Origin of the sequence: Paraburkholderia sp. USG1 (assembly GCF_031570135.1) — a bacterium.
GTDB classification, from domain to species: domain Bacteria; phylum Pseudomonadota; class Gammaproteobacteria; order Burkholderiales; family Burkholderiaceae; genus Paraburkholderia; species Paraburkholderia dioscoreae.
This window is the reverse complement of sequence record NZ_JAMWXW010000021.1, coordinates 122815-147740: the sequence shown is the minus strand read 5'-3', so window position 1 is coordinate 147740 and position 24926 is coordinate 122815. Positions and strand designations below refer to the sequence as shown.

The 24926-nt window shown below is 62.3% G+C and carries 21 protein-coding genes and 1 pseudogene; 12 read left to right on the top strand and 10 right to left on the bottom strand.

Features of this window, described 5'->3' with window-relative positions:
- Positions 1-38: 38 nt before the first annotated feature.
- Positions 39-260: pseudogene (locus tag NE850_RS25950) on the top strand (transposase); the annotation flags it as partial.
- A 376-nt stretch (positions 261-636) separates the two neighbouring features.
- On the opposite strand, the gene NE850_RS25945 reads toward NE850_RS25950, so the two are convergent.
- The 4 genes from NE850_RS25945 to NE850_RS25930 all read right to left on the bottom strand — a co-directional run bounded on the left by NE850_RS25945 (position 637) and on the right by NE850_RS25930 (position 6511).
- Entirely contained in the window at positions 637-1587 is a 951-nt protein-coding gene (locus NE850_RS25945; protein ID WP_310699580.1) for a DmsC/YnfH family molybdoenzyme membrane anchor subunit, read from the bottom strand.
- Positions 1588-1605: 18 nt separating this feature from the next.
- Entirely contained in the window at positions 1606-2361 is a 756-nt protein-coding gene (locus tag NE850_RS25940; RefSeq protein WP_007176969.1) for a 4Fe-4S dicluster domain-containing protein, read from the bottom strand.
- Positions 2362-2386: 25 nt separating this feature from the next.
- Positions 2387-5311 (bottom strand): molybdopterin-dependent oxidoreductase, encoded by a 2925-nt coding sequence (locus tag NE850_RS25935; RefSeq protein WP_007176968.1) that lies wholly within the window; start codon positions 5309-5311, stop codon positions 2387-2389.
- Positions 5312-5578: 267 nt separating this feature from the next.
- The gene (locus NE850_RS25930; RefSeq protein WP_007176967.1) at positions 5579-6511 is read right to left on the bottom strand and encodes a 2-hydroxyacid dehydrogenase; all 933 of its coding nucleotides are present in this window, start codon (positions 6509-6511) and stop codon (positions 5579-5581) included.
- Between the two features lie 278 nt (positions 6512-6789).
- Between NE850_RS25930 and NE850_RS25925 the strand changes: the two genes are divergently transcribed.
- Positions 6790-8277 carry a sensor domain-containing diguanylate cyclase gene (locus NE850_RS25925; protein ID WP_007176966.1) on the top strand — a complete coding sequence of 496 codons (1488 nt, stop codon included), beginning with the start codon at positions 6790-6792 and terminating at the stop codon, positions 8275-8277.
- 27 nt (positions 8278-8304) lie between these two features.
- Here the strand turns inward: NE850_RS25925 and NE850_RS25920 are convergent, their stop codons facing one another.
- Positions 8305-8607 carry a putative quinol monooxygenase gene (locus tag NE850_RS25920; protein ID WP_007176965.1) on the bottom strand — a complete coding sequence of 101 codons (303 nt, stop codon included), beginning with the start codon at positions 8605-8607 and terminating at the stop codon, positions 8305-8307.
- Positions 8608-8875: 268 nt separating this feature from the next.
- On the opposite strand from NE850_RS25920, the gene NE850_RS25915 reads away from it, so the two are divergent.
- Positions 8876-9217 (top strand): zinc ribbon domain-containing protein YjdM, encoded by a 342-nt coding sequence (locus tag NE850_RS25915; protein ID WP_007176964.1) that lies wholly within the window; start codon positions 8876-8878, stop codon positions 9215-9217.
- 27 nt (positions 9218-9244) lie between these two features.
- Here the strand turns inward: NE850_RS25915 and NE850_RS25910 are convergent, their stop codons facing one another.
- Together NE850_RS25910 and NE850_RS25905 are read right to left on the bottom strand one after the other, a co-directional pair.
- Positions 9245-10645, bottom strand: coding sequence for a heavy metal sensor histidine kinase (locus tag NE850_RS25910; RefSeq protein ID WP_007176963.1), 1401 nt, complete (start codon positions 10643-10645; stop codon positions 9245-9247).
- The gene (locus tag NE850_RS25905; protein WP_007176962.1) at positions 10642-11313 is read right to left on the bottom strand and encodes a heavy metal response regulator transcription factor; all 672 of its coding nucleotides are present in this window, start codon (positions 11311-11313) and stop codon (positions 10642-10644) included. The genes NE850_RS25910 and NE850_RS25905 overlap by 4 nt, the downstream gene beginning before the upstream one ends.
- 203 nt (positions 11314-11516) lie before the next feature.
- On the opposite strand from NE850_RS25905, the gene NE850_RS25900 reads away from it, so the two are divergent.
- The 3 genes from NE850_RS25900 to NE850_RS25890 all read left to right on the top strand — a co-directional run bounded on the left by NE850_RS25900 (position 11517) and on the right by NE850_RS25890 (position 13664).
- The gene (locus tag NE850_RS25900; RefSeq protein ID WP_007176961.1) at positions 11517-12149 is read left to right on the top strand and encodes a hypothetical protein; all 633 of its coding nucleotides are present in this window, start codon (positions 11517-11519) and stop codon (positions 12147-12149) included.
- Positions 12150-12258: 109 nt separating this feature from the next.
- A complete protein-coding gene (locus NE850_RS25895; RefSeq protein ID WP_310699578.1) occupies positions 12259-12891 on the top strand; it encodes a cytochrome b/b6 domain-containing protein in 633 nt (210 codons plus the stop codon).
- On the top strand, positions 12888-13664 hold the full coding sequence (locus tag NE850_RS25890; RefSeq protein ID WP_310699577.1) for a molybdopterin-dependent oxidoreductase: 777 nt from the start codon (positions 12888-12890) through the stop codon (positions 13662-13664). Before NE850_RS25895 ends, NE850_RS25890 begins: the two co-directional genes overlap by 4 nt.
- A gap of 18 nt (positions 13665-13682) precedes the next feature.
- Here NE850_RS25890 and NE850_RS25885 read toward each other — a convergent pair whose 3' ends face one another.
- Positions 13683-14651 carry an AraC family transcriptional regulator gene (locus NE850_RS25885; protein WP_035516583.1) on the bottom strand — a complete coding sequence of 323 codons (969 nt, stop codon included), beginning with the start codon at positions 14649-14651 and terminating at the stop codon, positions 13683-13685.
- Between the two features lie 318 nt (positions 14652-14969).
- On the opposite strand from NE850_RS25885, the gene NE850_RS25880 reads away from it, so the two are divergent.
- From NE850_RS25880 to NE850_RS25870, 3 genes are all read left to right on the top strand, one after another.
- Positions 14970-16022, top strand: a complete 1053-nt coding sequence (locus NE850_RS25880) for an NAD(P)-dependent alcohol dehydrogenase (RefSeq protein ID WP_007176957.1) — start codon at positions 14970-14972, stop codon at positions 16020-16022.
- Between the two features lie 695 nt (positions 16023-16717).
- On the top strand, positions 16718-17674 hold the full coding sequence (locus tag NE850_RS25875; protein ID WP_007176956.1) for a LysR family transcriptional regulator: 957 nt from the start codon (positions 16718-16720) through the stop codon (positions 17672-17674).
- A 10-nt stretch (positions 17675-17684) separates the two neighbouring features.
- Positions 17685-17873: a hypothetical protein gene (locus NE850_RS25870; RefSeq protein WP_007176955.1), complete on the top strand. Its 189-nt coding sequence runs from the start codon at positions 17685-17687 to the stop codon at positions 17871-17873.
- 40 nt (positions 17874-17913) lie between these two features.
- Here the strand turns inward: NE850_RS25870 and NE850_RS25865 are convergent, their stop codons facing one another.
- Positions 17914-18837 (bottom strand): hypothetical protein, encoded by a 924-nt coding sequence (locus NE850_RS25865; protein WP_310699576.1) that lies wholly within the window; start codon positions 18835-18837, stop codon positions 17914-17916.
- Positions 18838-18961: 124 nt separating this feature from the next.
- Here NE850_RS25865 and NE850_RS25860 point away from each other — a divergent pair, with 124 nt between their 5' ends.
- The gene (locus NE850_RS25860) at positions 18962-19807 is read left to right on the top strand and encodes a M15 family metallopeptidase (RefSeq protein WP_035516581.1); all 846 of its coding nucleotides are present in this window, start codon (positions 18962-18964) and stop codon (positions 19805-19807) included.
- Here the strand turns inward: NE850_RS25860 and NE850_RS25855 are convergent.
- Positions 19804-20034 (bottom strand): hypothetical protein, encoded by a 231-nt coding sequence (locus tag NE850_RS25855; RefSeq protein WP_310699575.1) that lies wholly within the window; start codon positions 20032-20034, stop codon positions 19804-19806. The two genes, NE850_RS25860 and NE850_RS25855, sit on opposite strands and share 4 nt — an antisense overlap.
- Before the next feature lie 20 nt (positions 20035-20054).
- Here NE850_RS25855 and tssM point away from each other — a divergent pair, with 20 nt between their 5' ends.
- Together tssM and tagF are read left to right on the top strand one after the other, a co-directional pair.
- Positions 20055-23936 (top strand): type VI secretion system membrane subunit TssM, encoded by a 3882-nt coding sequence (tssM, locus tag NE850_RS25850; protein WP_007176952.1) that lies wholly within the window; start codon positions 20055-20057, stop codon positions 23934-23936.
- Entirely contained in the window at positions 23933-24925 is a 993-nt protein-coding gene (gene tagF, locus NE850_RS25845) for a type VI secretion system-associated protein TagF (protein WP_165188195.1), read from the top strand. Before tssM ends, tagF begins: the two co-directional genes overlap by 4 nt.
- Position 24926 lies beyond the last annotated feature (1 nt).

Here is a 24926-nt window from a genome sequence, read left to right as displayed (position 1 = left end):
CAGAAATGCACGGCGCGGGACCGTGAGGCACCGGCTATATCATGCCGGTTACGAATGCCATTGAAAGTGTAAATGCCCAGCTACGCAAGATCGTCAAGACACGTGGCCACTTCCCGACGGACGAGGCCGCGACCAAATTGCTGCGGCTGGCGTTACGTAATATCACGGCTGACTGGAGCCGGGCGGCTCACGACTGGAAGGCCGCGATGAACCAGTTCGCGATCCTCTACGAGGATCGCTTCACCAGGATTCATTTGTAGAATGCAATTGACGACCTGCCAGACGGCAGGCTTTTATCTGCCTTGCACACAAAAATTCAGACACTCCCCCACCGGGTCGCAGATGGTACATCTGCTTCCTCTCGTTGGAGACAACGTGACCATGAGGGTCGACGAACCCGGCTTCGACGGCGTTCTGAAGGTGAAGTCGCGGCTCTTTGAGTACGACAGGACGGGCTCATTGACTATTATTTTCAGTCTCTCCCATACCATCGCTTAAGATTCCAGATTATCAGGCCGTCTGTGGCAGAGAAGCGCCGCAGCAACACGTGTAGAGTCCACGCGCCGTGTCATCCCAGCCTGATTCACGGTGTCACGCCATCGCATAACCAATTGCTTCTATCGAATCAGGCATTCCTCAGCCGACTCTCGCGTAATAGAGATTCTGTGGATGCTTCGCTTCGGCAAAGAAAAACCAGCGTTCCGCGACCAGGCCCACGTATTGCACAAGACACGCCGCGCCCAGTAAGCCGAGCGACACGCCGATCGAATGCAGGTTCGCCCCCAACACCATCAACACGATCGGCGCGACAAAGGCCGCGGTGAGGAAACCCCATTTGACGCCGCGCAAGGTGCCCGCCGATTTGCCATGAAAGAACTCCCGCAGATTGAACGCGCCGGCGGTAAAGCCGCGCGACACCTGCACCAGCTTCGGATTGCGAATGCCGGTGGCGCTCTGCACTGTCGACTTCGGCCGCAAGCGCGCATTGCGCACGAGCGATGCCGAGCGGCTCGCGCAGCCGGCGAGCGTCAACCCGCATGCACAGACGGCGAGCCACGCGGTCAGCGCATGCGCGAGCCATGCGCTCAACGCTGTCGCCAGCGTCAAGCCTGAGGCGCAACCGAGCAGCGCGAAGTTGACCAGCGTGAGCGGCGTGGCCCACTCCTGCAAAAAACGCAGACACGCGTAGATCATCGCCGTGCAGACGAACAGCACAGCGCTCGCCAATACGCCGAGCCAGCCAATCGCGAGCGACCAGGGCGAACCGAACCAGTGCGCGACGCCATAGAAAAACGCGCAGGCAAGGAACGCCGGGAGGCACAGACATTCTCGCGACAGCCACGAAGTGCGCCACATAGCGATCGCGCGCCATGCGCGTTCGGGATGGCCGAGATGGAAGAACGACGCGAGCAGCCCGAGTCCGCCCAATATCACCGACACGGCCGCGCCGGCGATATAGAACGTATCGGCGGGCGACATTGGCAGGCCGAGATGTCCAGCGGTTTCCACGCCGACGAGCGCGATCAGCAGGCCCTGTGCCGCGCCGCTCAAGGTGGTCAGAAAAACCACGGAGAATGCGGGATTCATCATGAAGTCCTATGGTTTTTAGATGCGCGTCGCCATCGACGCAAGACGCAGTTCACCGCGCTCGAGTTGCGCGTCGAGCGATTCCGGCGACTGGGCCGGCTCCGACATCGAGCCGGACGATTTGCACGAGCACGAACCGCTACCGCAGCCCGCAGCCTCGGTGGGTACACGCGGCAGATAGTGATTCGCCGGCCGCGTATTCCACTCAGGCATCAACTGGTAGCCGCCGCGCTCTTCGATAGCCTTCGACACCACCGACTCCGGATCGTGAATATCGCCGAACAGCCGCGCCGAGGTCGGGCATGCGAGCACACAGGCAGGCTGCCGGTCTCGCTCGGACAGGTTTTCATCGTGAATACGATCCACGCATAGGGTGCACTTCGTCATCTCCTTGCGGCTTTCGTCGAGTTCGCGCGCGCCGTAGGGACATGCCCACGCGCAGTACTTGCAGCCGATGCAGCGGTCGAAGTCCACCAGCACGAGCCCGTCTTCCTTGCGCTTGTAGCTCGCACCGGTCGGACAGACCGGTACGCAGGGCGGATCCTCGCAGTGCAGACACGACTTCGGAAAATGGATCGTCTCTGCGTTGGGGAAACTGCCGGCCTCGAAGCTCTGCACCCGGTTGAAAAAGGTACCGGAGGGATCCGCGTCGTACGGATTCAGATCGGCGAGACTGCCCGATTCGCCCGACGTATTCCACTCCTTGCAACTCGTCACGCACGCATGGCACCCCACGCATACGTTCAGATCGATCACCAATGCCATCTGCGTCATCAAATGCTCCTTGCGGCTCTCTGTGCTATTTGCGTCCCGTCGCGCCGCGCAGCCGCGCCGCGAATTCCCCTCGTCCCGCGAAGTAGGTTTGCACGATGCGCGAGATCACACCGTTTTCACCCGGCACGGCGGGCATTGCAGCGAACTGCGGCAGCGTGTGCCGCGCGTCGGCTTCCGCCGGATAGATGCGCACGCGCACGTCGTACCAGGCGGCCTGGCCCGTCACCGGATCGGAATTCGACATGCGGCTCGCCACATCGTGATCGCGGCCGGGCAACTCGTCGGTGATCAGGTGATTGAGCAGGAAACCACGTTGCGATTCATTCGCGCCGGGGCCGAGATTCCACGCGCCCGATGCCTTGCCGATCGCATTCCACGTCCATACGGTGCCCGGCTCGACGGTTTCACTGAAGCGCGCCATGCAACGCACGCGGCCCCATTGCGATTCGGCGTAGATCCAGCTGCCGTCGGCAATACCGTTCTCGGCCGCCATCAGCGGATTCATGTAGAGATAGTTCTCGCCATGAATCTGCCGCAGCCATGCGTTCTGCGAGTCCCACGAGTGGTACATCGCCATCGGCCGTTGCGTCACGGCGGCGAGCGGAAAGCGCGCGAGGTCCGTGGCCGCGCTTTCGAGCGGCGCGTACCAGAACGGCAGCGGATCGAAGTACTTTTCAACGCGCGCGCGCAGGTGATCCGGCGGCTGCCTGCCGCTCGTGCGCCCTTGCGCGGCGAGTCTGAACTTCTGCATCACATCGGAATAGAGCTGGATCAGGATCGGCTCGCCGAACTTGCGAAAACCGTTCCTGACCGCCCACTCGAGATACGGTCCGTTGCAGTTGCGCATGTATTGCAGCGTCTCGGGCAGCGGGTAATGGAACACGCAGTTGTTCTTCGCGTACTGCTCCCATTGCTTCGGATTAGGCTCGCCCACTAGCGCCTTGCCGCCGTCCTTGCCGCGCCAGCCGATCAGGAAACCCACGCCGGAATCCGGTGAGGTCGTGAAATTGACGACAAAGTCGGGATAGTCGCGAAAGCGCCGCGCGCCATCGGCGGTCGTGAAGGCCGGCAACTTCAGACGCGACGCCAGTTCGATCAGCACTTCCTGGAACGGCTTGCATTCGCCGGTGGGCGGCACGACCGGCACCCGCACCGAATCCACCGGTCCGTCGAATTCGGAGATCGGCCGGTCGAGCATGGACATCGCGTCGTGCCTTTCCAGATAGGTCGTGTCGGGCAGGATCAGATCGGCGAATGCCGTCATCTCCGACTGGAAAGCGTCGCACACCACCAGAAACGGAATCTTGTACTCGCCGCTCTCGTGCCTGTCGGCGAGCATCTCGCGCACTTTCATCGTGTTCATCGACGAATTCCACGCCATGTTGGCCATGAAGATCATCAGCGTATCGATCGGATACGGGTCGCCGCGCCACGCGTTGGTAATCACGCTGTGCATCACGCCATGAACGGCGAGCGGGTATTCCCACGAGAAAGCCTTATCGATCCGCACCGGGCCGCCCTGATCGTCGATGAACAGATCCTCGGGTGCTGCGGGCCAGCCGAGCGGACCGGTGGCGAGCGGCGTGTTCGGCTTGACGGCGTCGGGGCTGTTCGGCGGTTTCGCCGACGGCGGCACCGCACGCGGAAACGGCGACTTGTGACGAAAGCCGCCGGGGCGGTCGATCGTGCCGAGCAGCGACATCAGAACGGCGAGCGCGCGGATCGACTGGAAGCCGTTGGAGTGCGCCGCGAGGCCGCGCATGGCATGAAAGGCGACCGGGTTGCCGGTGACCGTTTCGTGCGTCTCGCCCCACGCGTCGGTCCAGCGGATCGGCAACGTGATGCGGTGGTCGCGGCTCGTCTGGATCATTTCACCCGCGAGGCGGCGAATCGTGTCCGCCGGAATGCCGGTGATCGCGGCGGCCCACTCGGGCGTGCAATCGGCCACGCGTTCGCGCAGCAAGGCGAACGACGGCGTGACCGGCGTACCGTCGTCGAGCGTAAAGCGTCCGTCTAGCGCCGGATTGACGCCCGGCGTGTGATGCGGCACGGCGCGCGCGGCGTCCGCGTCCCACCAGAGATGATTCTGCGGAAACAGCGGATTGCCGACCGGCCGCTCGGGATCGCGCACGAACAGGCCGAAGTTCTCACTCGCTTCGTCAAGATCGACCAGTTCCGCCGCGTTGGTATAGCGGCGCACGAACTCGTGATCCCACGCGTCCGCGGCAATCAGTTCGTGCAAAAACGCCATGAACAGCGCGCCGTCCGTGCCGGGTTTGATCGGCACCCATTCGTCGGCGATCGCGGCGTAGCCGGTGCGGATCGGATTGATTGCAATGAAGCGGCCGCCCGCTCGCTTGAACTTCGAAATAGCGATCTTCAGCGGATTCGAATGATGGTCTTCCGCCGTACCGATCATGAAGAAGAGCTTCGCGCTGTCGAGATCCGGGCCGCCGAATTCCCAGAACGATCCGCCGATCGTATAGATCATGCCGGCCGCCATATTGGCCGAGCAAAAGCCGCCGTGCGCCGCATAATTAGGTGTACCGAACTGTTTGGCGAAGAGCCCGGTCAGCGCCTGCATCTGATCGCGGCCGGTAAAGAGCGCGAATTTCTTCGGGTCCGAGGCGCGAATCGCACCAAGGCGCTTTTCGAGCACGTCGAACGCGTATTCCCACGACACCGGCTCGAACTGCGCGCTGCCCCGCTCCGCGTCCGGCTTGCGCATCAACGGCTGGGTCAGGCGCGCAGGTGAGTACTGCTTCATGATGCCGGACGCGCCCTTCGCGCAGATCACCCCCTGATTGAGCGGATGCTCCGGATTGCCGTCGATGTAGCGCACCTCGCCTTCCCGCAGATGGACACGGATACCGCAACGGCAGGCGCACATGTAGCAGGTGGTTGTCTTGACATCGAGCCGTTCGTTCTGTGTGCGGGCGTGGTGTTCCATGCGGGATCTCCGTCGCTGCTCCGGTGTGTCGAAGCGATGATGATGCGGTATCGCCCATCCTATTCGCCGCAGCCTCGCAATGGAAATCGCCATTCTCGACAGAAAGTATCCGCCGTGCCGATAGTTTCGGTTGCCTTTCAGTGGAGTGTCGGCCCGCGCTTCGCGCGAGGCAGCGGCTGCGCCCGGCGTGGAAGCCGGCGCGTTCCCGTTCGTCAACGAGCTGGCGCTACATGGCAAAACGCATGAACGCGTGAGCGCCGGTTGACGTCAGATCGGCGTCAACACCGCTTCACCCGCAAAATACCGGCTGGCATTGCAGAGGAAATTGTCGACCGAGGCCGTGATCGCTTCCGGTGAACGGCCGCCCACATGCGGGGTCAACACCACGTTGCGCAGTTTCAGCAAGGCCTCGGGAGGATTCGGCTCGCCCTCGTAGACGTCGAGCCCCGCGCCGGCAATCGTGCCCGCCGTGAGCGCCTGCGCGAGCGCCGCCGTGTCGAGCACGCTGCCGCGCGAAACGTTGACCACGAAGCCCTGCGAACCGAGCGCCTCGAACACTGCCTGGCCGATCAGGTGACGCGTACTCGCACCGCCCGGCGTTGCCACCATCAGAAAGTCGCTCCAGCGCGCGAGCGCTTCCACGTTGTCGAAGTACTTGTGCGGCGAGCCTTCACGCGGCTTACGGTTGTGATAGCCGATCTCCATGTCGAAACCGGCGCCGCGGCGCGCGACCTTGGTGCCGATATTGCCGAGCCCGACAATGCCGAGACGCTTGCCGGACACGTTCGGGCGCATGGGCAGCGTATCTCGCCAGACGCCTTCGCGGGTGGCCTGATCGAGTTGCGGCACGTCGCGCACCACTGCGAGCAGCAAGGCGAACGCATGGTCGGCGACGCAATCGTCGTTGGTGCCCGCGCCGTTGACGAGCACGATATCGCGCGAACGGGCGTGGTCGACGGCGAGGTTTTCATAGCCGGCGCCTAGTGCGCTGACCAGTCCCAACTGCGGCATGCGGTCGATTTCCGCCGCGGTAAGTCCGGTCGTGCCGTTGGTCAGCACCGCGCGAATCGTCTGGCCGTGTGCATCGATCGCGGCGGATCGCTGGGCGGCATCGGGGGCGTAGATGACCTCGAACGCCGCCTCGATACTGGCGCGGCTTGCATCGTTCAAATGGATCAGGACCAGAAGGGATGGCTTCATGATGGCGCTTTTATCGGCAACGTGAATGGACGGGGCGGGTTTCAGGCCAGTGTAGCAAGGCTCGCAAAGGCGTGCTGGCGGCCGTCCGGAGGGCTCGGACGCCCAGTCTCGCAGGTTCCGGAACAGGCCTGGCGAAGGCCCGACGCGCCTCAAGTCCGTCGAAAGCTTGCCGTTATCTTGCTGAATGGCCGCAGCGAAAATGAGGCGTAGCCGGTCTTTCTTTTCAGCCGTGGCCCAACCCGCTTTAAAATAGCGGCACTTCCGATTTCGAGAACTCCATGCTGGACATCCTCCCGCGCGGCCCCGCGCCCGCCAACGACGATTCCGAGATGTTCGAACTGGCGCCCGTCTCGCTCTGGCTCGAAGACTTCAGCGGCGTGCGCGCACTGTTCGAGGCATGGCGGGCCAACGGCGTGACCGATCTGCGCGCGCATTTCGCCGCCAATCCGGACTGCGTCGCGCAATGCGCGCATAGCATTCGCGTCATCAAGGTCAATCAGAAGACCCTGACGCAATTCGAGGCGGCCGATTTCGAGGCGCTCAACGGCAATCTCGCCTCGGTATTCCGCGACGACATGCTCAAGACCCACCTCGAAGAGCTATGCCAGTTGTGGGCCGGGCAATCGCAGTTCACCAGCCAGACGGTCAACTACACGCTCGGCGGAAGGCGTCTCGATGTGCTCCTCAAGGGCGCCGTGCTGCCCGGCCACGAGGCGCGCTGGGACCGCGTACTGGTATCGGTCGAAGACATCACCGAGCTGGAAGGCGCACGGCACCGCGTGACGCTCGCCGAGCAGTATGTGCGCGGTCTGTTCGAGTATTCGCCGGTCTCGCTCTGGGTGGAGGATTTCAGCGCGGTCAAGCGTCTGCTCGACGACGCGCGCGCAGCCGGCATCAACGATTTCCGCGTGTTCACCGACGTGCATCCCGAGTTCGTCGAGCGCTGCATGCAGGAAATCCACGTGCTCGACGTGAATCAGCACACGCTCGACATGTTCGCGGCCAAAGACAAGAAAACGCTGCTGGCGCGCCTGACCGATGTGTTCCGCGACGACATGCGGCCGCATTTCCGCGAGCAGTTGATCGATCTGTGGGACGGCAAGCTGTTCCAGCAGCGCGAAGTGCTCAACTATTCGCTCGACGGCAGCGAGGTGCACGTGCACCTGCAATTCTCGGTGCTGCCGGGCCATGAAAAGAACTGGGATCTGGTGCTGGTGGCGCTCACGGACATCACGGCGCGCAAGAAGGCCGAAGCCTACCTCGAGTTCCTCGGCAAGCATGACGTGCTGACCAAGCTGCGCAACCGCTCCTTCTACGTGGACGAACTGAACCGGCTCGAGCGCAAGGGTCCGTGGCCCGTCACGATCATCATGGCGGACCTGAACGGTTTGAAACGCGTGAACGATCAACTCGGCCACGCCGCGGGCGACGCGCTGTTGCGGCGCGCCGGCGAGGTGCTCGCCAAAGCGACCGAGGCGCCGTTTCACGCAGCGCGTATTGGCGGAGACGAATTCGCGATCCTGATGCCGGACACGGACGAGCGCGGCGGCGTCGCAATGGTCGATGCGATCAGGCAACTGATCGAGCTGAACAATCAGTTCTATCCCGGCTCACCGCTCAGCTTCTCGATGGGCGCGGCGACCTGCCAGCGCGGCGACCGGCTCGAAGCCGGCGTGCAGCGCGCCGATCTGCTCATGTATGAGGAAAAGCGCGCAACCTACGCGAGCCAGCCGGCTACCGACGCGGGCGAAGCGGCAGGCGGCTGACAAATCGACGCGCCGCTAGCCGCGCGTTCAACCCGGCAATTTGGCCGCCAGCACATCGATTTTTTCGATGCTCGGCGGCGAGGCGAACAGTTCGCCGGCCTTCGCCATCAAGGCGGCTGCCACCTTGCCGTTCAGGTGCGCGTCACGGCCGCCTTCGTCCGCAAACGCATCGAAAATGCCGAACGTGGACGGTCCTAGCTTCAACCCGAACCACGCCACGGTGCCGGGCTCATCCTCGACGAGCGGCAAGCCGCCGAGCAGAAACGCTTCGACCTCCTGTTCCTTGCCGGGCCGGGCTTCAAGACGAACGTACAGGGCGAGTTTGACCATGACAGACTCCTGCTGTGAGATTCGGGCAATAGGTGCTTTGCAAGGCCTCGCAAAGCATGACGAAACATGCGGGACCGCCGGGCTGCTGGAAAAGTATAGTCCGCCTCCCGTTGAGCGTCGCCACGCGCCTTTCGGGCCAGAATCGCGGCCCACAGGTTTGCGCTCGCGCAGCATCCCGCATGCCGGACAGTGGTAGTCCGGCGCGCGTCCGCTATACTCGCCAACCCCGAAGTTATCCGCGGCGGCGCCGCGGCCTGGAAAGAAAATCATGTCGACAATTCCCGCCTGCCCGCAATGCGCAATGGAAAACACCTACCCCGACGGCGACAACTACGTCTGCCCGGATTGCGCACATGAATGGCCGATGAACGCCGCCGCATCCACCGACGACGCCGACGAACGCGTGGTCAAGGACGCCAACGGCAACCCGCTGGCCGATGGCGACGCCGTCGTGCTGATCAAGGATCTGAAAGTGAAAGGTTCGTCGATCACGCTGAAAATGGGCACCAAGGTGAAGAGCATTCGCCTCGTGGGCGGCGACCATGAAGTGGACTGCAAGATGGACGCCGGCAGCTTCATGCTGAAGGCCGCGTATCTGAAGAAGGTCTGAGCGAACGGCGCCGGCCGGCGGCGTCGCTCAAACGCCCGGGAAGCGCAATTCGAAACGCACCACGCCCGGTGCCGGGCACACCACACGCGCCGTGCCGCCATGCAGATGCATGATCGCCTTGACGATCGCAAGGCCCAGACCGCTCGACTCGGTGAACGCGCTGCGCGCCGCGTCGGCGCGATAAAAGCGATCGAACAGACGGCCCAGTTGCTCCTCGGGAATCGGCGCGCCGTCGTTTTCGACCACCACGGTGGCGCCCCCTTCGTCCTGTGTGCCGCGCAGGCGCACTACCGTATCGCTCGCGCCGTAGCGCACCGCATTGACGACCAGGTTGTTGATCGCGCGCCGGCACAACATCGGATTCACCGATGCCACGCCCTCGGCCTCGACCACGAAGCGCATGCCGCGTTCGTCAGCCGGCCCTTCGAAATAGTCTGCGATCCTTACGAGTTCGCCACGCAGGTCGACCGGCTCGCGGTCCACAGAAAGCGCCGCATGATCCGCATGCGCCAGAAATAGAATATTTTCCGCAATATGACTGAGGCGACTCAGTTCCTCGAGATTCGATTCGAGCAGTTGCTGATACTCTTCGGGCTCGCGAGTCCTGGCAAGCGTGACCTGGGTTTGCCCGATCAACGCACCGACCGGCGTGCGAATCTCGTGCGCCAGGTCGGCCGAAAACTGCGACAGACGTTGATAGCCATCCGCAAGACGGTCGAGCATGGCATTGAACGCATGCGTGAGCTGGCGCAATTCGAGCGGCGCCGCCTCGCTGTCGAGCCGCACGGACAGGCTCGCCGGGCTGATCTGCGCGGCCCGCGTGGCAATCTCGCGCACCGGGCGCAACGCGCGGCGCAACACGTAGTAGGCGAGCAGCGTCGCGGCCAGCATGCCGATCAGCGTGGCCAGCACGATACGGTTGCGGTAGGCGGCCAGCATGCGCACTTCCTGCGTCATCGGGTGGCCGGCGATCACTTCGACTTCGGTGCCGTCTTCGCGCGCCGTGGCGGTAGCGATTGCCCAATGCACCGGCACGCCGTCGGCCAGCCGGGTCTGGCGAATGTCGGCAATGGTCGGCAGACGGCCCGCCTCGCCGGCCTGCAAGGCGGGCACGGCCACGCCCTCCGGATTCACGTCGATAAACGGTGCTTCGCCCGGACGGCGAAACAGCAGCACGTCCTGTTCCGCGCCGAGCATGGTCTCGAACAGCAACGGCCGGTTCTTCAACTCGCTGACCGAATAGAGATCGTGCACAATGCGGCTGAAATGCTCGACGCGGGCGGTCAGCACCAGGTCGGCGCGGAGCTGCAACGACAATTCCGCCGAACGGTAGAAATAGGCGCCCAGCGTGCCGATCACCACACACGCAATCGACGCGAACAGCACTGTGGTGCGAGCCGTGAGCGAGCGCCCGGTCCAGAATTTCATGAGCCGTCGCCGAAGGTGTAGCCGATGCTGCGCACCGTATGAATCAGCTTCTTTTCGAACGGATGATCGACCTTGGCGCGCAGCCGTTTGATGGCCACGTCCACCACGTTGGTGTCGCTGTCGAAGTTCATGTCCCACACTTCGGAGGCGATCTGCGTGCGCGAGAGCGCTTCGCCCTGGCGGCGCACCAGCAGATGCAGCAGCATGAATTCCTTGTTGGTGAGCGGAATCTCCACGCCTTCGCGCGTTACCTTGCGGCGCAATACGTCGAGTTTCAGGTCGGCGATTTCGAATACGTCGCTCTCGCGGGTCACGCCGCGGCGCAGCAGCGTGCGGATGCGCAACACCAGTTCGGTAAATGAAAACGGCTTAACCAGATAGTCGTCCGCGCCGAGTTCGAGACCGCGAATACGGTCGCTGACGTGGTCGCGCGCAGTGAGGAAAATCACCGGCAGATCGCGCCGTGCCCGCAGCGCACGCATGATTTCCCAACCGTCGATACCGGGCAGCATCACGTCGAGCACCACGAGGTCGTAAGCATTTTCGAGCGCCATGTGCAGGCCGTCCGTGCCGGTGCGCGCGAGATCGACCGCATAGCCGCTCTCGCGCAAACCCTTCTTCAGGTAATCGCCGGTTTTCGGATCGTCTTCAATGACGAGGATGCTCATGGTGTTCGGTGCTCCAATTCGGGCTTCGGCCCGAAGGCCCGCTACGCTGCTCGCTGAAACGCTAAAACGCTGGACGTGGATATGTCAGCCATTCTACGTGGCCCTCGCGCGCCATTCATGACGTTTTTGTCATCCGTCTGTCACTCGCCGGAGCCGGTCGCGAGTCTAATCTGCCCCCATCGTTCACCACCTGGAGCAGATTCATGAAGATCGTTTCCGCGCGTGCGTTGCGCACCTTCGTCGCCCCCGCGCTCGCCGCCGCCGCATTCCTCGCCGCAGGACCCGCGGCATTCGCCCAGAGCGCTGCGCCCACCGGCGTACGCGGCACGGTGACGTCGTTGTCGGGTGACCTGCTCAAGGTCCACACGCGCGACGGCAAGGACGTCGACGTGAAGCTCGCCAAGGACACGCCGATTCGCGGCGTCGTGCTCGCCAATGTGAACGACATCAAGCCGGACAGCTATGTCGGCACCGCCGCGATTCCGCAGGCGGACGGCACGCTGAAGGCGCTCGAAGTACACGTGTTCCCGGCCAGCATGCGCGGCTCCGGCGAAGGCCATCGTCCGTGGGATCTCGGCGGAAACAGCTCGATGACCAACGGTACGGTGGGTTCACTCGTGGTCAGCAACGGCCGCACGATCACCGTGAAGTACAAGGACGGCGAAAAGAAGATCGTGATTCCGCAAGACGTGCCTATCGTCGCGCTGGAACCGGGCGACCGTTCGTTGCTGGTGCCGGGCGCGAAAGTCGTGCTGTTCGCACACAAGGAAGCTGACGGCTCGATGGCCGCCAACTTCATCTCCGCGGGCGAGAACGGCGTAACGCCGCCGATGTAATACGGCGTTGCCTTTGTACCGTTTGTACCGCTTCTCCCGCTTGTCCGGGCAGCCGTGTTCTTCAATGGCGCGGCTTTCCACTTCCCGTTCGTCTCGTGACCTCCGCACCATGCCAGAACCGCAAAAGCGCCAGCTTGTTCACCCGCTCGTCGTGCGCATCACGCACTGGATCAACGCATTTGCGATGGTCTGCATGGTGATGAGCGGCTGGGCCATCTATAACGCGTCGCCCTTTTTCCCGTTCAGATTTCCGGTGTGGGCGACTGTTGGCGGATGGCTCGGCGGCTCGATCGCCTGGCATTTCGCCGCAATGTGGCTGCTGTGCGCGAACGGACTGCTGTACTTCGCGTATGGCCTCGGACGTGGCCATTTCCGGCGCAAGCTGTTGCCGGTTCATCCGCGCGACGTGATACATGACGCAAGCCTCGCGCTGCGGTTCCGGTTGCCGCACGATACCGGCAAATATAACGCGGTGCAGCGTGCGCTGTATCTGCTCGTACTCTGCCTTGGCGTGTTGCTGATCGCATCGGGGTTATCCATCTGGAAGCCGGTGCAATTCTCCTGGCTCACCGCGCTATTCGGCGGCTTCGATTTCGCACGGCGCGTGCACTTCATCGCGATGGCGGGCGTGGTCGGCTTCGTGGTCGTGCATCTGGCGCTGGTACTACTGGTGCCGCGCACCTTGCTGCCCATGCTGACCGGTCGCGCACCGCGCGCAGCCCATGAAGGGGGCCGGGCATGAGCACATCCGAACGCAACGGCGACGCCCGCAAATCCCGCATCGTCCTCGCCGATCATCAGCCGCAAATCGAACGGCTGCAACGGCGCCTGTTCTTGCGCTCGTCGCTCTCCATTGGCGCACTGGCGATGCTCTCCGGCTGCAACATGCAGGACGGCGATTCGGTCGACAAGGTGCTCTGGGCCATGTCGCACTGGAACGATCGCGTGCAGGGCTGGCTGTTCGACCGCAACAAGCTGGCGCCGACCTACTCGGCGCGCCAAATCACCGACCCATTCCCGTTCAACGCGTTTTATCCGGAGTTCGACGCACCGGATATCGACGGCTCGACGTATCAACTGGAAGTCTCGGGACTCGTGTCGGACAAGCGCAGCTGGAACCTCGATCAGTTGCGCGCGTTGCCGCCGGTTTCGCAGATCACGCGCCACATCTGCATTGAAGGATGGAGCGCGATAGGACAATGGCGCGGCGTGCCGTTTCGCACGTTTCTGGAACGCGTCGGCGCCGATCTGAGCGCGCGCTATGTCGGCTTCAAATGCGCGGATCGCTATTACTCCAGTCTCGACATGGCAACGGCATTGCATCCGCAGACGCAGCTCACACTCGATTTTCGCAATGAGCCGTTGCCGGCCAAATACGGCTATCCGCTGAAATTGCGCGTGCCGACCAAACTCGGCTTCAAGAATCCCAAGCACATCGCGGCGATCTTCGTGACGAACACGAATCCCGGCGGCTATTGGGAAGACCAGGGCTACAACTGGTTCAGCGGGCTGTAATCGCGCTTGCGTGTCCGGTCACACGGCGGTGACGTAACGCGCCACCGGCTTGACCACGCGCGGCGGCGGCGCATCGTAAAGGGTGCGCATGCGCTTGACCTCGTCGACCGGGCTCAGCCCGAACAGGCGCTTGAACTCGCGGCTGAATTGCGACGCGCTTTCATAACCGACTCGCGCAGCCGCCGCACCCGCATTCAAACCATCCTGCACCATCAGCAAACGCGCGTGATGCAAGCGCGTGGTCTTCACGTATTGCATTGGCGAGGTAGCCGTGACGGCTTTGAACTGCGCATGAAACACGGCGAGGCTCATGCCTGCTTCCGACGCGAGCGTATCGACGTCGAGTTCGCCGTGGTAATCGGCATGAATCCGCCTCAATGCCTTGGCAATGCGGCCGAAATGATTCTGATGCGTGAGCGCCGCGCGAATCGCGTCGCCCTGCTCGCCCGTCAGCACGCGATAACAGATCTCCCGCACCACGCCAGGCGCGAGAATGCGTGCGTCGAGCGGCGAAGCCAGCGCTTCCATCAGGCGCTGCACCGCATTGCATAGCGCCGGATCGAGCGGCGTCGAATAGATGCCGACGGGTTCGTTCTGCGCGGCGCCCTGGGTCTCGTTCAACGCCATCAGCAATTCGGCCACCATGGTGAGATCGACACGCACCGAGATGGCGAGGAACGGCTCTTCCAGGCTCGCCTCGGTCTCGCATTCGAACGGCAAGGGCACAGAAAGCACCAGATACTGCTGCGCGTCGTACTGGAACACCTGATCGCCGAGAAAGCCGCGCTTGCGGCCCTGGCAGACAATCACGATGCTCGGCTCGTACATGACCGGCATACGCGGCATGGGACTATTTGCGCGCATCAGGTTGACGCCTTCGAGACTCGTGCGCGTGAAGCCCGGATTGGGCGCGAGCGCGTCGAATAATTCGACCACACGCTGCTGGGCGGGATCGGCCGGAACGGGTTCAACTGATCGGGTTGACATGACGGTATAGTGACGCGCAAGAGAATAATGCTTGAAATTTAGCACCAAACGACCTATCGCGCTGCTCGCCAGGAGTTTTAGGCAAATCTTCAAGACATTCAGGTATTCCCGGGGTTCGTTCCTGCTCCTATGATGGGAACCCTGCCGGATCATCCATTTCCGCGCTGCGCCGGGCTGGGTTGCCAATTCCATGTTTGACGAATTTGCCAGCCACCGCCCGCGCCGTGATTCCGGTTCATGACGAGGTTGGCCACATCGGTGACATGTGTTGCCTATCGCCGGCGCCTTACGATTTCACCCTCTTTGCTGGAGCTACCCATGAGCACGACTTATGCCTATGCAGCGACCGACGCCACCGCGCCGCTCGCCCCGTTCGAAATCCAGCGCCGCGAACTTCGCGCCCATGACGTGCAGATGGAAGTTCTGTTTTGCGGCGTGTGCCATTCCGACTTGCATCAGGCGCGCAACGAATGGAAGAACACGGTTTTTCCGGTGGTGCCGGGCCACGAAATCGTGGGCCGCGTAACCGCGGTCGGCCCGGACGTGACGAAGCACAAGGTCGGCGATCTGGTCGGCGTTGGCTGTCTGGTCGATTCGTGCCGTACGTGTGCGAGTTGCGAGGAAGGACTTGAGCAGTATTGCGAGAACGGATTTGTCGGCACGTATAACGGTGTCGACCGGGTAGACGGTCAGATCACTTACGGCGGCTATTCCACGCAACTCGTCGTGGACGAAGAGTTCACGCTGAGCGTGCCGGACAATCTCGACCCTGCCGGCGTGGCGCCGCTGCTGTGCGCGGGTATCACGACGTATTCGCCGCTGCGCACCTGGGGTGCGGGTCCTGGCAAGAAAGTCGGCATTGTGGGCCTTGGCGGCCTGGGTCATATGGGCGTGAAGCTCGCGCATGCGATGGGTGCGCATGTCGTGCTGTTCACCACGTCGCCGTCGAAGATCGAGGATGCGAAGCGCTTGGGTGCGCATGAGGTGGTGATTTCGAAGAATGCCGAAGAGATGGAAGCGCATTTGAACAGCTTCGATTTCATTCTGAATACGGTGGCTGCGCAGCATGATCTGAATCCGTTTTTGAATCTGCTCAAGCGTGATGGGACGATGACGCTGGTCGGCGCGCCCGAGCATGATCATCCGTCGCCGCAGGTGTTCAATCTGATTTTCAAGCGTCGCCGGTTGGCTGGGTCGCTGATTGGTGGAATTGCCGAGACGCAGGAAATGCTGGATTTCTGCGGCGAGCATGGGATTACTTCGGATATCGAGGTGATTCCTATGCAGGGGATTAATGAGGCTTATGAACGGATGCTGAAGAGTGATGTCAAGTATCGGTTTGTGATTGATCTGGATTCCTTGCGGAAGTAAGGGGGCTTGGGCCGCGCTGCGGTGGTTCTTTTTGCCTGCGGCGTGGTGGTTTGTGGTTTGTGCTTTCTGTTCTTTTTTGTTGGCCTTTCCTTGAGTTCTTTGTGGTCTATTAGTGTTGCCCCTGTGCGGGGCGGCACTCACTTTCTTTGCGGCCGCAAAGAAAGTAAGCAAAGAAAGCGGCTCACACCGCCAATTCTTAAGTGGGGGCCTCGCACATCCACGGCAGTGGTGCATCTGGAATCCGTGCGCTCGCACGTTCCGCGTTCGTGACAAAGCCGTCATTCGCTCCCGCTCCGCACTACGTGCGTCGCGAACGGGTTTGCATAGGAAACCGTCAGGAGTTCCGTGCGGGTGGGGCCGTTGGCTTCGCCTCGGCGACACGCCATTAAAAACCGCTGGTCAATGCAATACGCAGCGGCGCCGGAAGTATGACGGCCTTGTCACCGGGGCTGAATGCGCGAAGACACGAATTCCAGATGTACCGCTATCCCCTCCAAGCCAGGGAACCCGCTTATGAGTTGGCGGTGTGAGCCGCTTTCTTTGCTTACTTTCTTTGCGGCCGCAAAGAAAGTGAGTGCCGCCCCGCACAGGGGCAACACTAATAGACCACAAAGAACTCAAGGAAAGGCCAACAAAAAAGAAAAGCACAACCCCAAACCGCCGCGCAGCCCCCAACCCCGACTGGAGCAAAAACCGTGATCGACAGAATAACCGCAATGCGCACATTCATCCGAATCGTGGACACCAACAGCTTCACCCGCGCAGCGGAATCATTAAACATTCCGCGCGCCACGGCGACCACCATCGTCCAGAATCTGGAAGCGCTACTAGGCACCGCCCTCCTCGCCCGTACCACGCGGCGTCTAAGCGTCACACCAGAAGGCGCGGCCTACTACGAACGCTGCGCGCAAATCCTCGCCGACATCGACGAAATGGAAGCCAGCATCCGTCACGCCACGGATAACCTGACAGGCCGTCTACGCATCGAAATGCCGGGCGCCGTAGCCAGCACCATCGTCCTGCCGGCACTGGACGATTTTCACACACGCTACCCAAACCTCGATCTCGCCATCGGCATCAGCAACCGCACAGTCGATCTGATCTCCGAAGCAATCGACTGCAGCATCCAGCTAGGCGAATTGCCGGATTCCAATCTGGTCGCGCGCCAACTCGGCACCCTCGAACACGTGACCTGCGCAAGTCCGGCCTACCTGGCCCGCTACGGCACGCCCACGGACCTCGACGATTTGCGTGGACACGTCGCCGTCAATTGCATGTCCCCGCATAATGGGCGCGAAGTGGACTTCGACTTCGAAGTGGATGGCGACGCGCAAAACGTCAAGGTAAAAGGGTTCGTCAAAGTCAGCGACGAGCAGGCCTATCTCACCTGCGGCCTGCAAGGCCTCGGCCTGATCCAGCCCGCCCGGATCGCCGCGCAACCCTATCTGGACTCAGGCCTCTTGCGCGAAGTCCTGCCGCAATGGAAGCCGGTGCCCATGCCGGTCTCGGTCGCATACGTGAAGAATCGCCGCGTGTCGCCGCGCGTGCGCGCGTTTGTCGACTGGCTGGCAGAGTTGTTCGAAAAAGCGGAGCACGTCGATCAGGATCTCTCGCGTGTCCGTCAGTTGCTGCGCGGCCTGCATCCCGCCTGAGGCGGGTTCAATGCAGGCGCGCAAGGCGGCAAAAAAACTCGAACTCAAAAGAATCGGGATTATCGAAGCGATCGACGGTCATCACCTTCCACTATTCCGCCGACGGCAAACTCGACTAGCCGGCAGCCCTGCCATCGTTGGCGCCGAAGAAGCTCATATCCACCCCCACCCACTTATCCACGGCCTGCGTGCCAACTGAAGGATGCATCAATTCGCCTGGCGTCAGCGTGCCCGCGCCATTAAGGCTGGCGTGCCTGCTGTGCCGAACCCGGGCATGCGGGATCCTTATCCCAGTGACCGTCGCATACGCGCCAGCGGCACAACTGGTCTTCAAAGAAGCCACGCTGTCCACACTCTTTCACGCGTTCCGCCAGTTTGGCATTGCCGGTAGCGCTCGCGCTAACCTTGGTCGCCTTATCCGCTGCTGCGGTTTTGGTGTCCGCCGGCTTGGTCCGAGCGACGAGCGCGGCCAATAGATCGGCATCCGAATCATCTTTCGAAGCGTTGCTGTTCGCGTGGGCGTTCTTCGATTGAGCGACCGCGGTCGGCGCGCTCGCGTGACGGTTTCCGGCAGTCGTGCTTTCCTTCCTGCCGTGCGCCACGCTCTCGTGTTTTTCCTTGCCGGCTACAGCCACCGCACTTTTGCCGTGCTTCGCCGCCGGCGCCGTGACCGCCGAAGCCGCCGTCGCGGACGCAATCAGTAGAGGCGCACTACTCGGCTCCGCGCCATCGGCCAGCGCGCGCGACAGCCGGCTCCCGTCGCCGCTGGCGGACGCTGTAGCGGATGCCGTAGCAGCCTTGCTGTCACTATCGTCGGCGACGATCGTCGCCGCTTGCGACGACGCCGCAGCCGGCGCCTCCGGCGAGCCGCTCGCAGCAGCGGCCGGCGCGGCCGCCTTCTCGACGCCGGCCGCCGTGGCCGCTGCCAGCGATTCGCTCTGAACGCGGCCCTGCATATGCCACGCCCCCCAACCGCCCGCTGCGATCACGAGCAAGGCGACCAGCAGGAGCGTCGCCTTCGGCCGGCGTGATTTCTCCGCAGGCGGCGCAACGCGGCCTTCGAGGTTCGCAAGAATTCGCGAACCATTGCCGTCAGCGCCTTTAGCCTTATCGGATAACAGGCTAGGCGGGGCTTTGGAATTCGAACTTTCCGGCGCACTCATTCACTGTCTCATTGAATCCTGGATTATTTCGCCGCGATAATACGTTCCGGCTCCTCTCAGAGCAGGCCTGATTCTAAGAGCAAGCATTACAAAATACAATTGTTTCCAATTTCCGGGGTCGCCTTTGATTGCCGTAGTACTTCTTGCCTATTTCGCCGTCGCCGTCGTGATCGCCGCAATGCTGCTATTGCCGGCGGTCCGCGCCTCTTTATTAGGCGCCGCACTTACTATTCATGGTCGCGTTATGCGCGGAGCATCGCGTAGTGCATCGCGCGCACGTGGCCAATTAGCACGCTCGGCAAAAATTTCGCAATCGACAGCAGTCGATATGCAAAAGTTACTGGTAAAGCGGCGCTTGCTGATTTTTACCACGGCAGGTATTCTTGCCACGCCTCCATTGGTGGCATTGGCTTTACGTGGTCGGCAATTATTCCAATTCGATGACACTGCGCGCGTACCGGACGAGAAAATTGCCGCGTTATTGAAGGGCGAACAGCTCGTACCCCCGCCGCCGCTACCGCCGGAGGTATTCGCCACGCGGGAAGTCGAGCAGATCCGGCCCGCGCTAAAAGACGCGAGCCGCGACTGGAATCTGCTCGACGCTGATTTCAGAACCCGTTTATTGCTCGTCTACAAAATCATGCACGAGCAATATGGCTATGAAATGGCTTTGCTGGAAGGTTATCGCAGTCCTGAGCGGCAAAACCGCCTGGCGCAAATGGGGGGCAACGTCACTAATGCCGCGGCGTTTCAAAGCTACCATCAATACGGTCTCGCCGCGGACAATGCGTTTTTGCGCGACGGCAAGCTGGTCATTTCAGAAAAAGACCCTTGGGCCATGCGAGGTTATCAGTTATACGGACAGACAGCGGAACAGGTCGGTCTTACGTGGGGTGGCCGCTGGAAAATGATGGATCTTGGGCACGTCGAATATCACAAACCCGGCTTCGTCCTCGGGCGCGGTCATTAAGGCGAGACGGGTAATAAAGAGGTAGCAATGGGACGTTTAATCAATTTTTCTGGCAAAAATCGGCAATGCCACGTGCATATCGGCATTGAGCCGGGCATCTTCTCCAAGACCGTTTTTCGCGGATTTAACAATTCAGCCGCATTCGCTTTGGCCTGAATATGCTTTCGTTTTATTTCAAACGCCGTACGCGCCATGTTCTGCGCCACAGCATGCGCCACGACACTCATCACCAAGACCTGAACGGCTTATGCGACGCTTTCTCAACGTGTTGACTCACACACGCACGCTCTCGATCATCGGCCTGCTCGCGCTCGCTGCCGTTTTATTCATTGGCGCCGATACCTTGCAGATCGACCTGATGTGGCCGGCTGTCGTCCTCGGCACGGTGGTCGCGCTTTGGCTGCTGGTGTGGGCGGTGCGCCGTCTGCGCGCACGGCGCGCGAACCGCAAGCTCGGCGAAATGCTCGAACAGCAGGCCGAGAAGCAGACTGAAGCCGGCCCCGCGCCCACGCCCGCGCGCCAGGCTGAACTCGACGTGCTGCGCACGCGCCTCGTCGAAGCCGTGAAGACCATCAAGACCTCGAAGATCGGCCAGGTGTCGGGCGGCTCGGCGCTGTATGAACTGCCGTGGTACATCGTGATCGGCAACCCCGCGGCGGGCAAGAGCAGCGCGGTGCTGAATTCGGGCTTGCAATTTCCCTTCGCCGACAAGAACAATGCGGTGGTCCACGGCATTGGCGGCACGCGCAACTGCGACTGGTTCTTCACGACCGAAGGCATTCTGCTCGACACCGCCGGGCGCTATTCCGTGCATGAAGAGGACCGCACCGAATGGCTCGGTTTCCTCGGCCTGCTCAAACGTTTCCGGCCGAAGGCGCCGATCAACGGCATCATCGTCACGGCGAGCATTGCGGAGCTGACCGGCAGCAAGCCCGAATTCGCGATCAATCTGGCGAAGAATCTGCGCCAGCGCGTGCAGGAGTTGACCGAGAAGCTCGAAGTGTTCGCGCCGGTGTATGTGATGTTTACGAAGGCCGACCTGATTACCGGCTTCACCGAATTCTTCAGCGGCAGCGATCGCCACGAATACGACCGTGTGTGGGGCGCCACCCTGCCCTACGAGCCGGACGAGAAGCGCGACGTGGTGGGTCTGTTCGACGAGCACTTCGAAGAACTGTACGACGGTCTGAAAGAGATCAGCATCGCGCAGATGTCGATCAGTCGCGGCAACAAGCTTTCGCCGGGTCAACTGAGCTTTCCGCTCGAATTCTCGACTATCAAGCCCGCATTGCGCGCGTTTCTCGCCACGCTGTTCGAGACCAACCCGTTCCAGTACAAGCCGATTTTCCGCGGCTTCTATTTCACCAGCGCATTGCAGGAAGGCGAAACCAGTAGCGCCGCGGCCACGCGCATCGCGAACCGTTTCGGCCTGAGCGCCGAGAGCCTGCCCAAGCCGCACAGCGCGTTCTCGAAGAACGGCTTCTTCCTGCGCGATCTGTTTTCGAAAGTGATCTTTGCCGACCGGCAAACGGTCAGGCAATTCGCGAGTCCTGCCAAAACGCGCATGCGTTATGCGACCTTCTTCGGCTTCGTTGCGGCGCTCGCGCTGGCGCTCGGCGGCTGGACCTGGTCGACGGTCAACAACCAGCAGCTCACGGCGAACGTGCAGGCCGACCTCGACAACGTGGTGCGCCTGCAGCAGAACCGCAACGATCTGCAATCGCGCCTGCAGGCTATGGACGTGCTCGAAGACCGCATCGACCAGCTCGAACAGTTCCGCCGCGACAAGCCGCTCGCGGTATCGCTCGGTCTCTATCAGGGCGATCGCCTCGAACAACGTCTGCTGACCGAGTACTACAACGGCGTTCGCCAGATTCTGCTCGACCCGGTCTCGCAGAATCTCGCTTCGTTCCTGAAGGACGTCAACGCGCATCCCGATCAGCTCGCGCCGTTGAACCGCGCGCCGGACGCCGCCGCGATTCCGGTCTCCACGCATTCGGCCATGAGCGCGAACAGCCAGGGCGGTCTGTATAGCGACGCCTCGCCGACCAATGTGGAAGACGCGTACAACGCGCTCAAGACCTACCTGATGCTGAGCGACAAGCGTCATGTGGAAACGGCTCACCTCACCGACCAGGTCGCGCGCTTCTGGCGCGGCTGGCTCGAAACGAATCGCGGCAACATGCCGCGCGACGAGATGATCCGCAGCGCCGAACGCATGATCACGTTCTACCTCTCGCGCGTGTCCGACGACGACTGGCCGATGATCGACCAGAACCTCGGTCTCGTCGATCAGACTCGCGAGAATCTGCGCCGCGTGGTGCGCGGCATGCCGGCCCGTCAGCGTGTCTATGAAGAAATCAAGGCACGTGCGTCGACCCGTTTCGCGCCAATGACGATCGCGCGCATTGTCGGCGAAAACAATACCGCGCTGGTGGCGGGCAGCTATGCGATCCCCGGCACGTTCACGCGTGAGGCGTGGTTCCAGTATGTGCAGCCCGCCATTCGCGACGCGGCCACCAAGGAACTGCAGGCCAAGGACTGGGTGCTCAACACGTCCGCTCACGACGACCTGACGCTGGAAGGCAGTCCTGAGCAGATCCAGAAAGCGCTCGTCGCGATGTACAAGACCGAGTACGCGATGCATTGGCAGAAGTTCATGCAAGGCATTGCGGTGCAGAGCTTCGGCAGCTTCGGTCAGGCCGTGGATGCGATGAACCGTCTCGGCGACCCGCAGGATTCGCCGATCCGCAAGGTGCTCGAAACCGCGTACGACCAGACTTCGTGGGACAACCCGTCGCTGTTCAACGCGAACCTGAAGCGCGCGCAAACCGGCGTGACGAGCTGGTTCAAGAACTGGTTTTCGCGTGCGCCGACCGGCCAGCTCAACGCGAACATCGACATCAACGGTAATCCGGTTGAAATGCCGATGGGCCCGATCGGCCAGGAGTTCTCGGCGCTGGGCCGCATCGTGGTGAGCGGCGACAACGGTTCGATGCTCAAGGGCTATATGGACACGCTGTCGAAAGTGCGCACGCGCTTTAACGTGATCAAGAATCAGGGCGATCCCGGACCGGGCGCGCGTCAGTTGATGCAGCAGACGCTCGACGGCAGCGGTTCCGAGCTCGCCGATTCGCTGAAATACGTCGACGAGCAAATGCTCACGGGCCTCACCGACTCGCAGCGCAAAGCGCTGCGCCCGCTGCTCGTGCGGCCGTTGATGGCAGCGTATGCGGTGGTGATCCAGCCGGCCAGCGTCGAAGTCAACAAGGTGTGGAATGCGCAGGTCTATCAGACCTTCCAGGGCTCGCTGGCAAACAAGTACCCGTTTGCGAGCGACGCGAAAGTCGAAGCCGGCGCCGGTGAAATCGCCCAGGTGTTCGGCCCGGACGGTGCGATCGCCAGGTTCGTCGGCACCACGCTCGGCCCGCTCGCCGTGCGCCGTGGCGACACGCTGACGGCTCGCACGTGGGGCGATATGGGTCTCGCGCTCACGCCGGACTTCACCAACGGCTTCGCGCGCTGGGTCGCGCCGCTCGCCGGCGGCGCGGCGAGTGCGTCGGCTCAGAGTTCGTCCGAACCGCAGACTGTGTTCCAGATCCTGCCGCAGCCAAGCAGCGGCACCACGGAATACACGCTGGCGATCGACGGCCAGCAGATGCGCTATCGCAATACGCCGCCGCAGTGGACCAACTTCGTGTGGCCGAATCCGTCGGGCTCACCGGGCGCGACGTTGAGCGCCACGACCTTCGACGGCCGCACGCTGCAACTGGTCAACGAACCGGGCCGCTACGGTCTGGAGAAGCTGATCAATTCGGCGCAGCGCAAGCGTCGCCCGGACGGCACGTTCGATCTGTCGTGGACGCAAGGCAGCGTCACGGTGGCGGTCAGCATGCGCATCATCAGCACGTCGCAGGCTTCGAGCGGCACCAGCGATGCGCCGCAACAGCAGAGCCTGCGCGGCCTGCGGCTGCCGTCCTCGGTGGCGGATGTGAGCGCGGCGGCGAATTCGGTCAACGCGACTGTCGCGGGGGCGCCGGGCGCCGCGCTCGCCACCGCGCCGGCAACGCCTGCGGCACGGCCGGCTACGGCCGCCGCCGCGGTTTCGAACCCAGGGGGTGCGCAATGACGCAGACCGTGCAGGCGCAAATCGCCTACTTCGGCAAGATCCCGTCGCGCGGCGACTTTGTGAAGAGCGCGCATAACCCGCAATTGCTGGCCACACTCGACCGCTGGATCGCCGAAGCAATGGAGTTGCTCACCGACGATCCGCGCTGGAAGATCGTCTACGAAAACGCCAAGCCGATGCACTTCGCGTTCCTCGGCTCGCGCAGCAAGCTGGCAATTGCCGGGCATATGATGACCAGTCACGATCAGTCGTCGCGGCGCTTTCCGTTTCTCGCCGCGACCGCGCTCGAAGTCGAAAAGCCGCTGACGTTTCTGGCGCACAGTCCACTCGCCTTCGCACGCCTCTGGTCACGCGTCGCGGCGCAGATGAAGCCGCTGCTCGGTGCCAGCGAACCGCCCGGCGCCCTGCAGGCGCTCGGCGAAACGCAGGTGCCGATCGAAATCGGCGCCGGTCCCGGCAATCCGCACGACGGCACCTTCAATGATTTCGTCGAACACCAGACGCTCGCCGGCCTCGAACAGATGCTGCTCGGGAGCGGCCATCCGGTGCGTTTGCGCGGCGCGATGCTGGCGCTCGGCTCGCTTTTGCGTCCGGTGATGCAAAGCGGCTCGTCGCATCTCGAACGCGGGCTGACCTTGCCGCTGCCGAACGATCCGTTCTACCGGAGTCTCGTCGCGGCATTCTGGCTCGAACTGATTGCACCGTTCGTCGCGCAGGCGGATTTCGAACTGGCGATTTTCATCGGCACGATTGCCGAGCGCGAGCGGCTCATCATCGGCTTTAACGGTGCTTCGGCCAAAACGCTGCACAGCGTGGTCGATCCGCAGTCGTACGCGGCGCACAACATCGATATCGACGATCCCGAGTGGATCGACGAACACGCACAAAACGATCATGGCATCAGCAAGCTCGTCAGTTACCTCGACCAACCGCAACTGTCGCTGCGCGTCAGCATCGACACGTTCCGCGAAGCATTCACGGGAGCGTGAC

Bases quoted from the DNA above. Each gene is read 5' to 3' on its own strand.
- NE850_RS25945 (WP_310699580.1), bottom strand. From the start codon at position 1,587: ATGAATCCCGCATTCTCCGTGGTTTTTCTGACCACCTTGAGCGGCGCG.
- NE850_RS25940 (WP_007176969.1), bottom strand. From the start codon at position 2,361: ATGACGCAGATGGCATTGGTGATCGATCTGAACGTATGCGTGGGGTGC.
- NE850_RS25935 (WP_007176968.1), bottom strand. From the start codon at position 5,311: ATGGAACACCACGCCCGCACACAGAACGAACGGCTCGATGTCAAGACA.
- NE850_RS25930 (WP_007176967.1), bottom strand. From the start codon at position 6,511: ATGAAGCCATCCCTTCTGGTCCTGATCCATTTGAACGATGCAAGCCGC.
- NE850_RS25925 (WP_007176966.1), top strand. From the start codon at position 6,790: ATGCTGGACATCCTCCCGCGCGGCCCCGCGCCCGCCAACGACGATTCC.
- NE850_RS25920 (WP_007176965.1), bottom strand. From the start codon at position 8,607: ATGGTCAAACTCGCCCTGTACGTTCGTCTTGAAGCCCGGCCCGGCAAG.
- NE850_RS25915 (WP_007176964.1), top strand. From the start codon at position 8,876: ATGTCGACAATTCCCGCCTGCCCGCAATGCGCAATGGAAAACACCTAC.
- NE850_RS25910 (WP_007176963.1), bottom strand. From the start codon at position 10,645: ATGAAATTCTGGACCGGGCGCTCGCTCACGGCTCGCACCACAGTGCTG.
- NE850_RS25905 (WP_007176962.1), bottom strand. From the start codon at position 11,313: ATGAGCATCCTCGTCATTGAAGACGATCCGAAAACCGGCGATTACCTG.
- NE850_RS25900 (WP_007176961.1), top strand. From the start codon at position 11,517: ATGAAGATCGTTTCCGCGCGTGCGTTGCGCACCTTCGTCGCCCCCGCG.
- NE850_RS25895 (WP_310699578.1), top strand. From the start codon at position 12,259: ATGCCAGAACCGCAAAAGCGCCAGCTTGTTCACCCGCTCGTCGTGCGC.
- NE850_RS25890 (WP_310699577.1), top strand. From the start codon at position 12,888: ATGAGCACATCCGAACGCAACGGCGACGCCCGCAAATCCCGCATCGTC.
- NE850_RS25885 (WP_035516583.1), bottom strand. From the start codon at position 14,651: ATGTCAACCCGATCAGTTGAACCCGTTCCGGCCGATCCCGCCCAGCAG.
- NE850_RS25880 (WP_007176957.1), top strand. From the start codon at position 14,970: ATGAGCACGACTTATGCCTATGCAGCGACCGACGCCACCGCGCCGCTC.
- NE850_RS25870 (WP_007176955.1), top strand. From the start codon at position 17,685: ATGCAGGCGCGCAAGGCGGCAAAAAAACTCGAACTCAAAAGAATCGGG.
- NE850_RS25865 (WP_310699576.1), bottom strand. From the start codon at position 18,837: ATGAGTGCGCCGGAAAGTTCGAATTCCAAAGCCCCGCCTAGCCTGTTA.
- NE850_RS25855 (WP_310699575.1), bottom strand. From the start codon at position 20,034: ATGAGTGTCGTGGCGCATGCTGTGGCGCAGAACATGGCGCGTACGGCG.
- tssM (WP_007176952.1), top strand. From the start codon at position 20,055: ATGCGACGCTTTCTCAACGTGTTGACTCACACACGCACGCTCTCGATC.
- tagF (WP_165188195.1), top strand. From the start codon at position 23,933: ATGACGCAGACCGTGCAGGCGCAAATCGCCTACTTCGGCAAGATCCCG.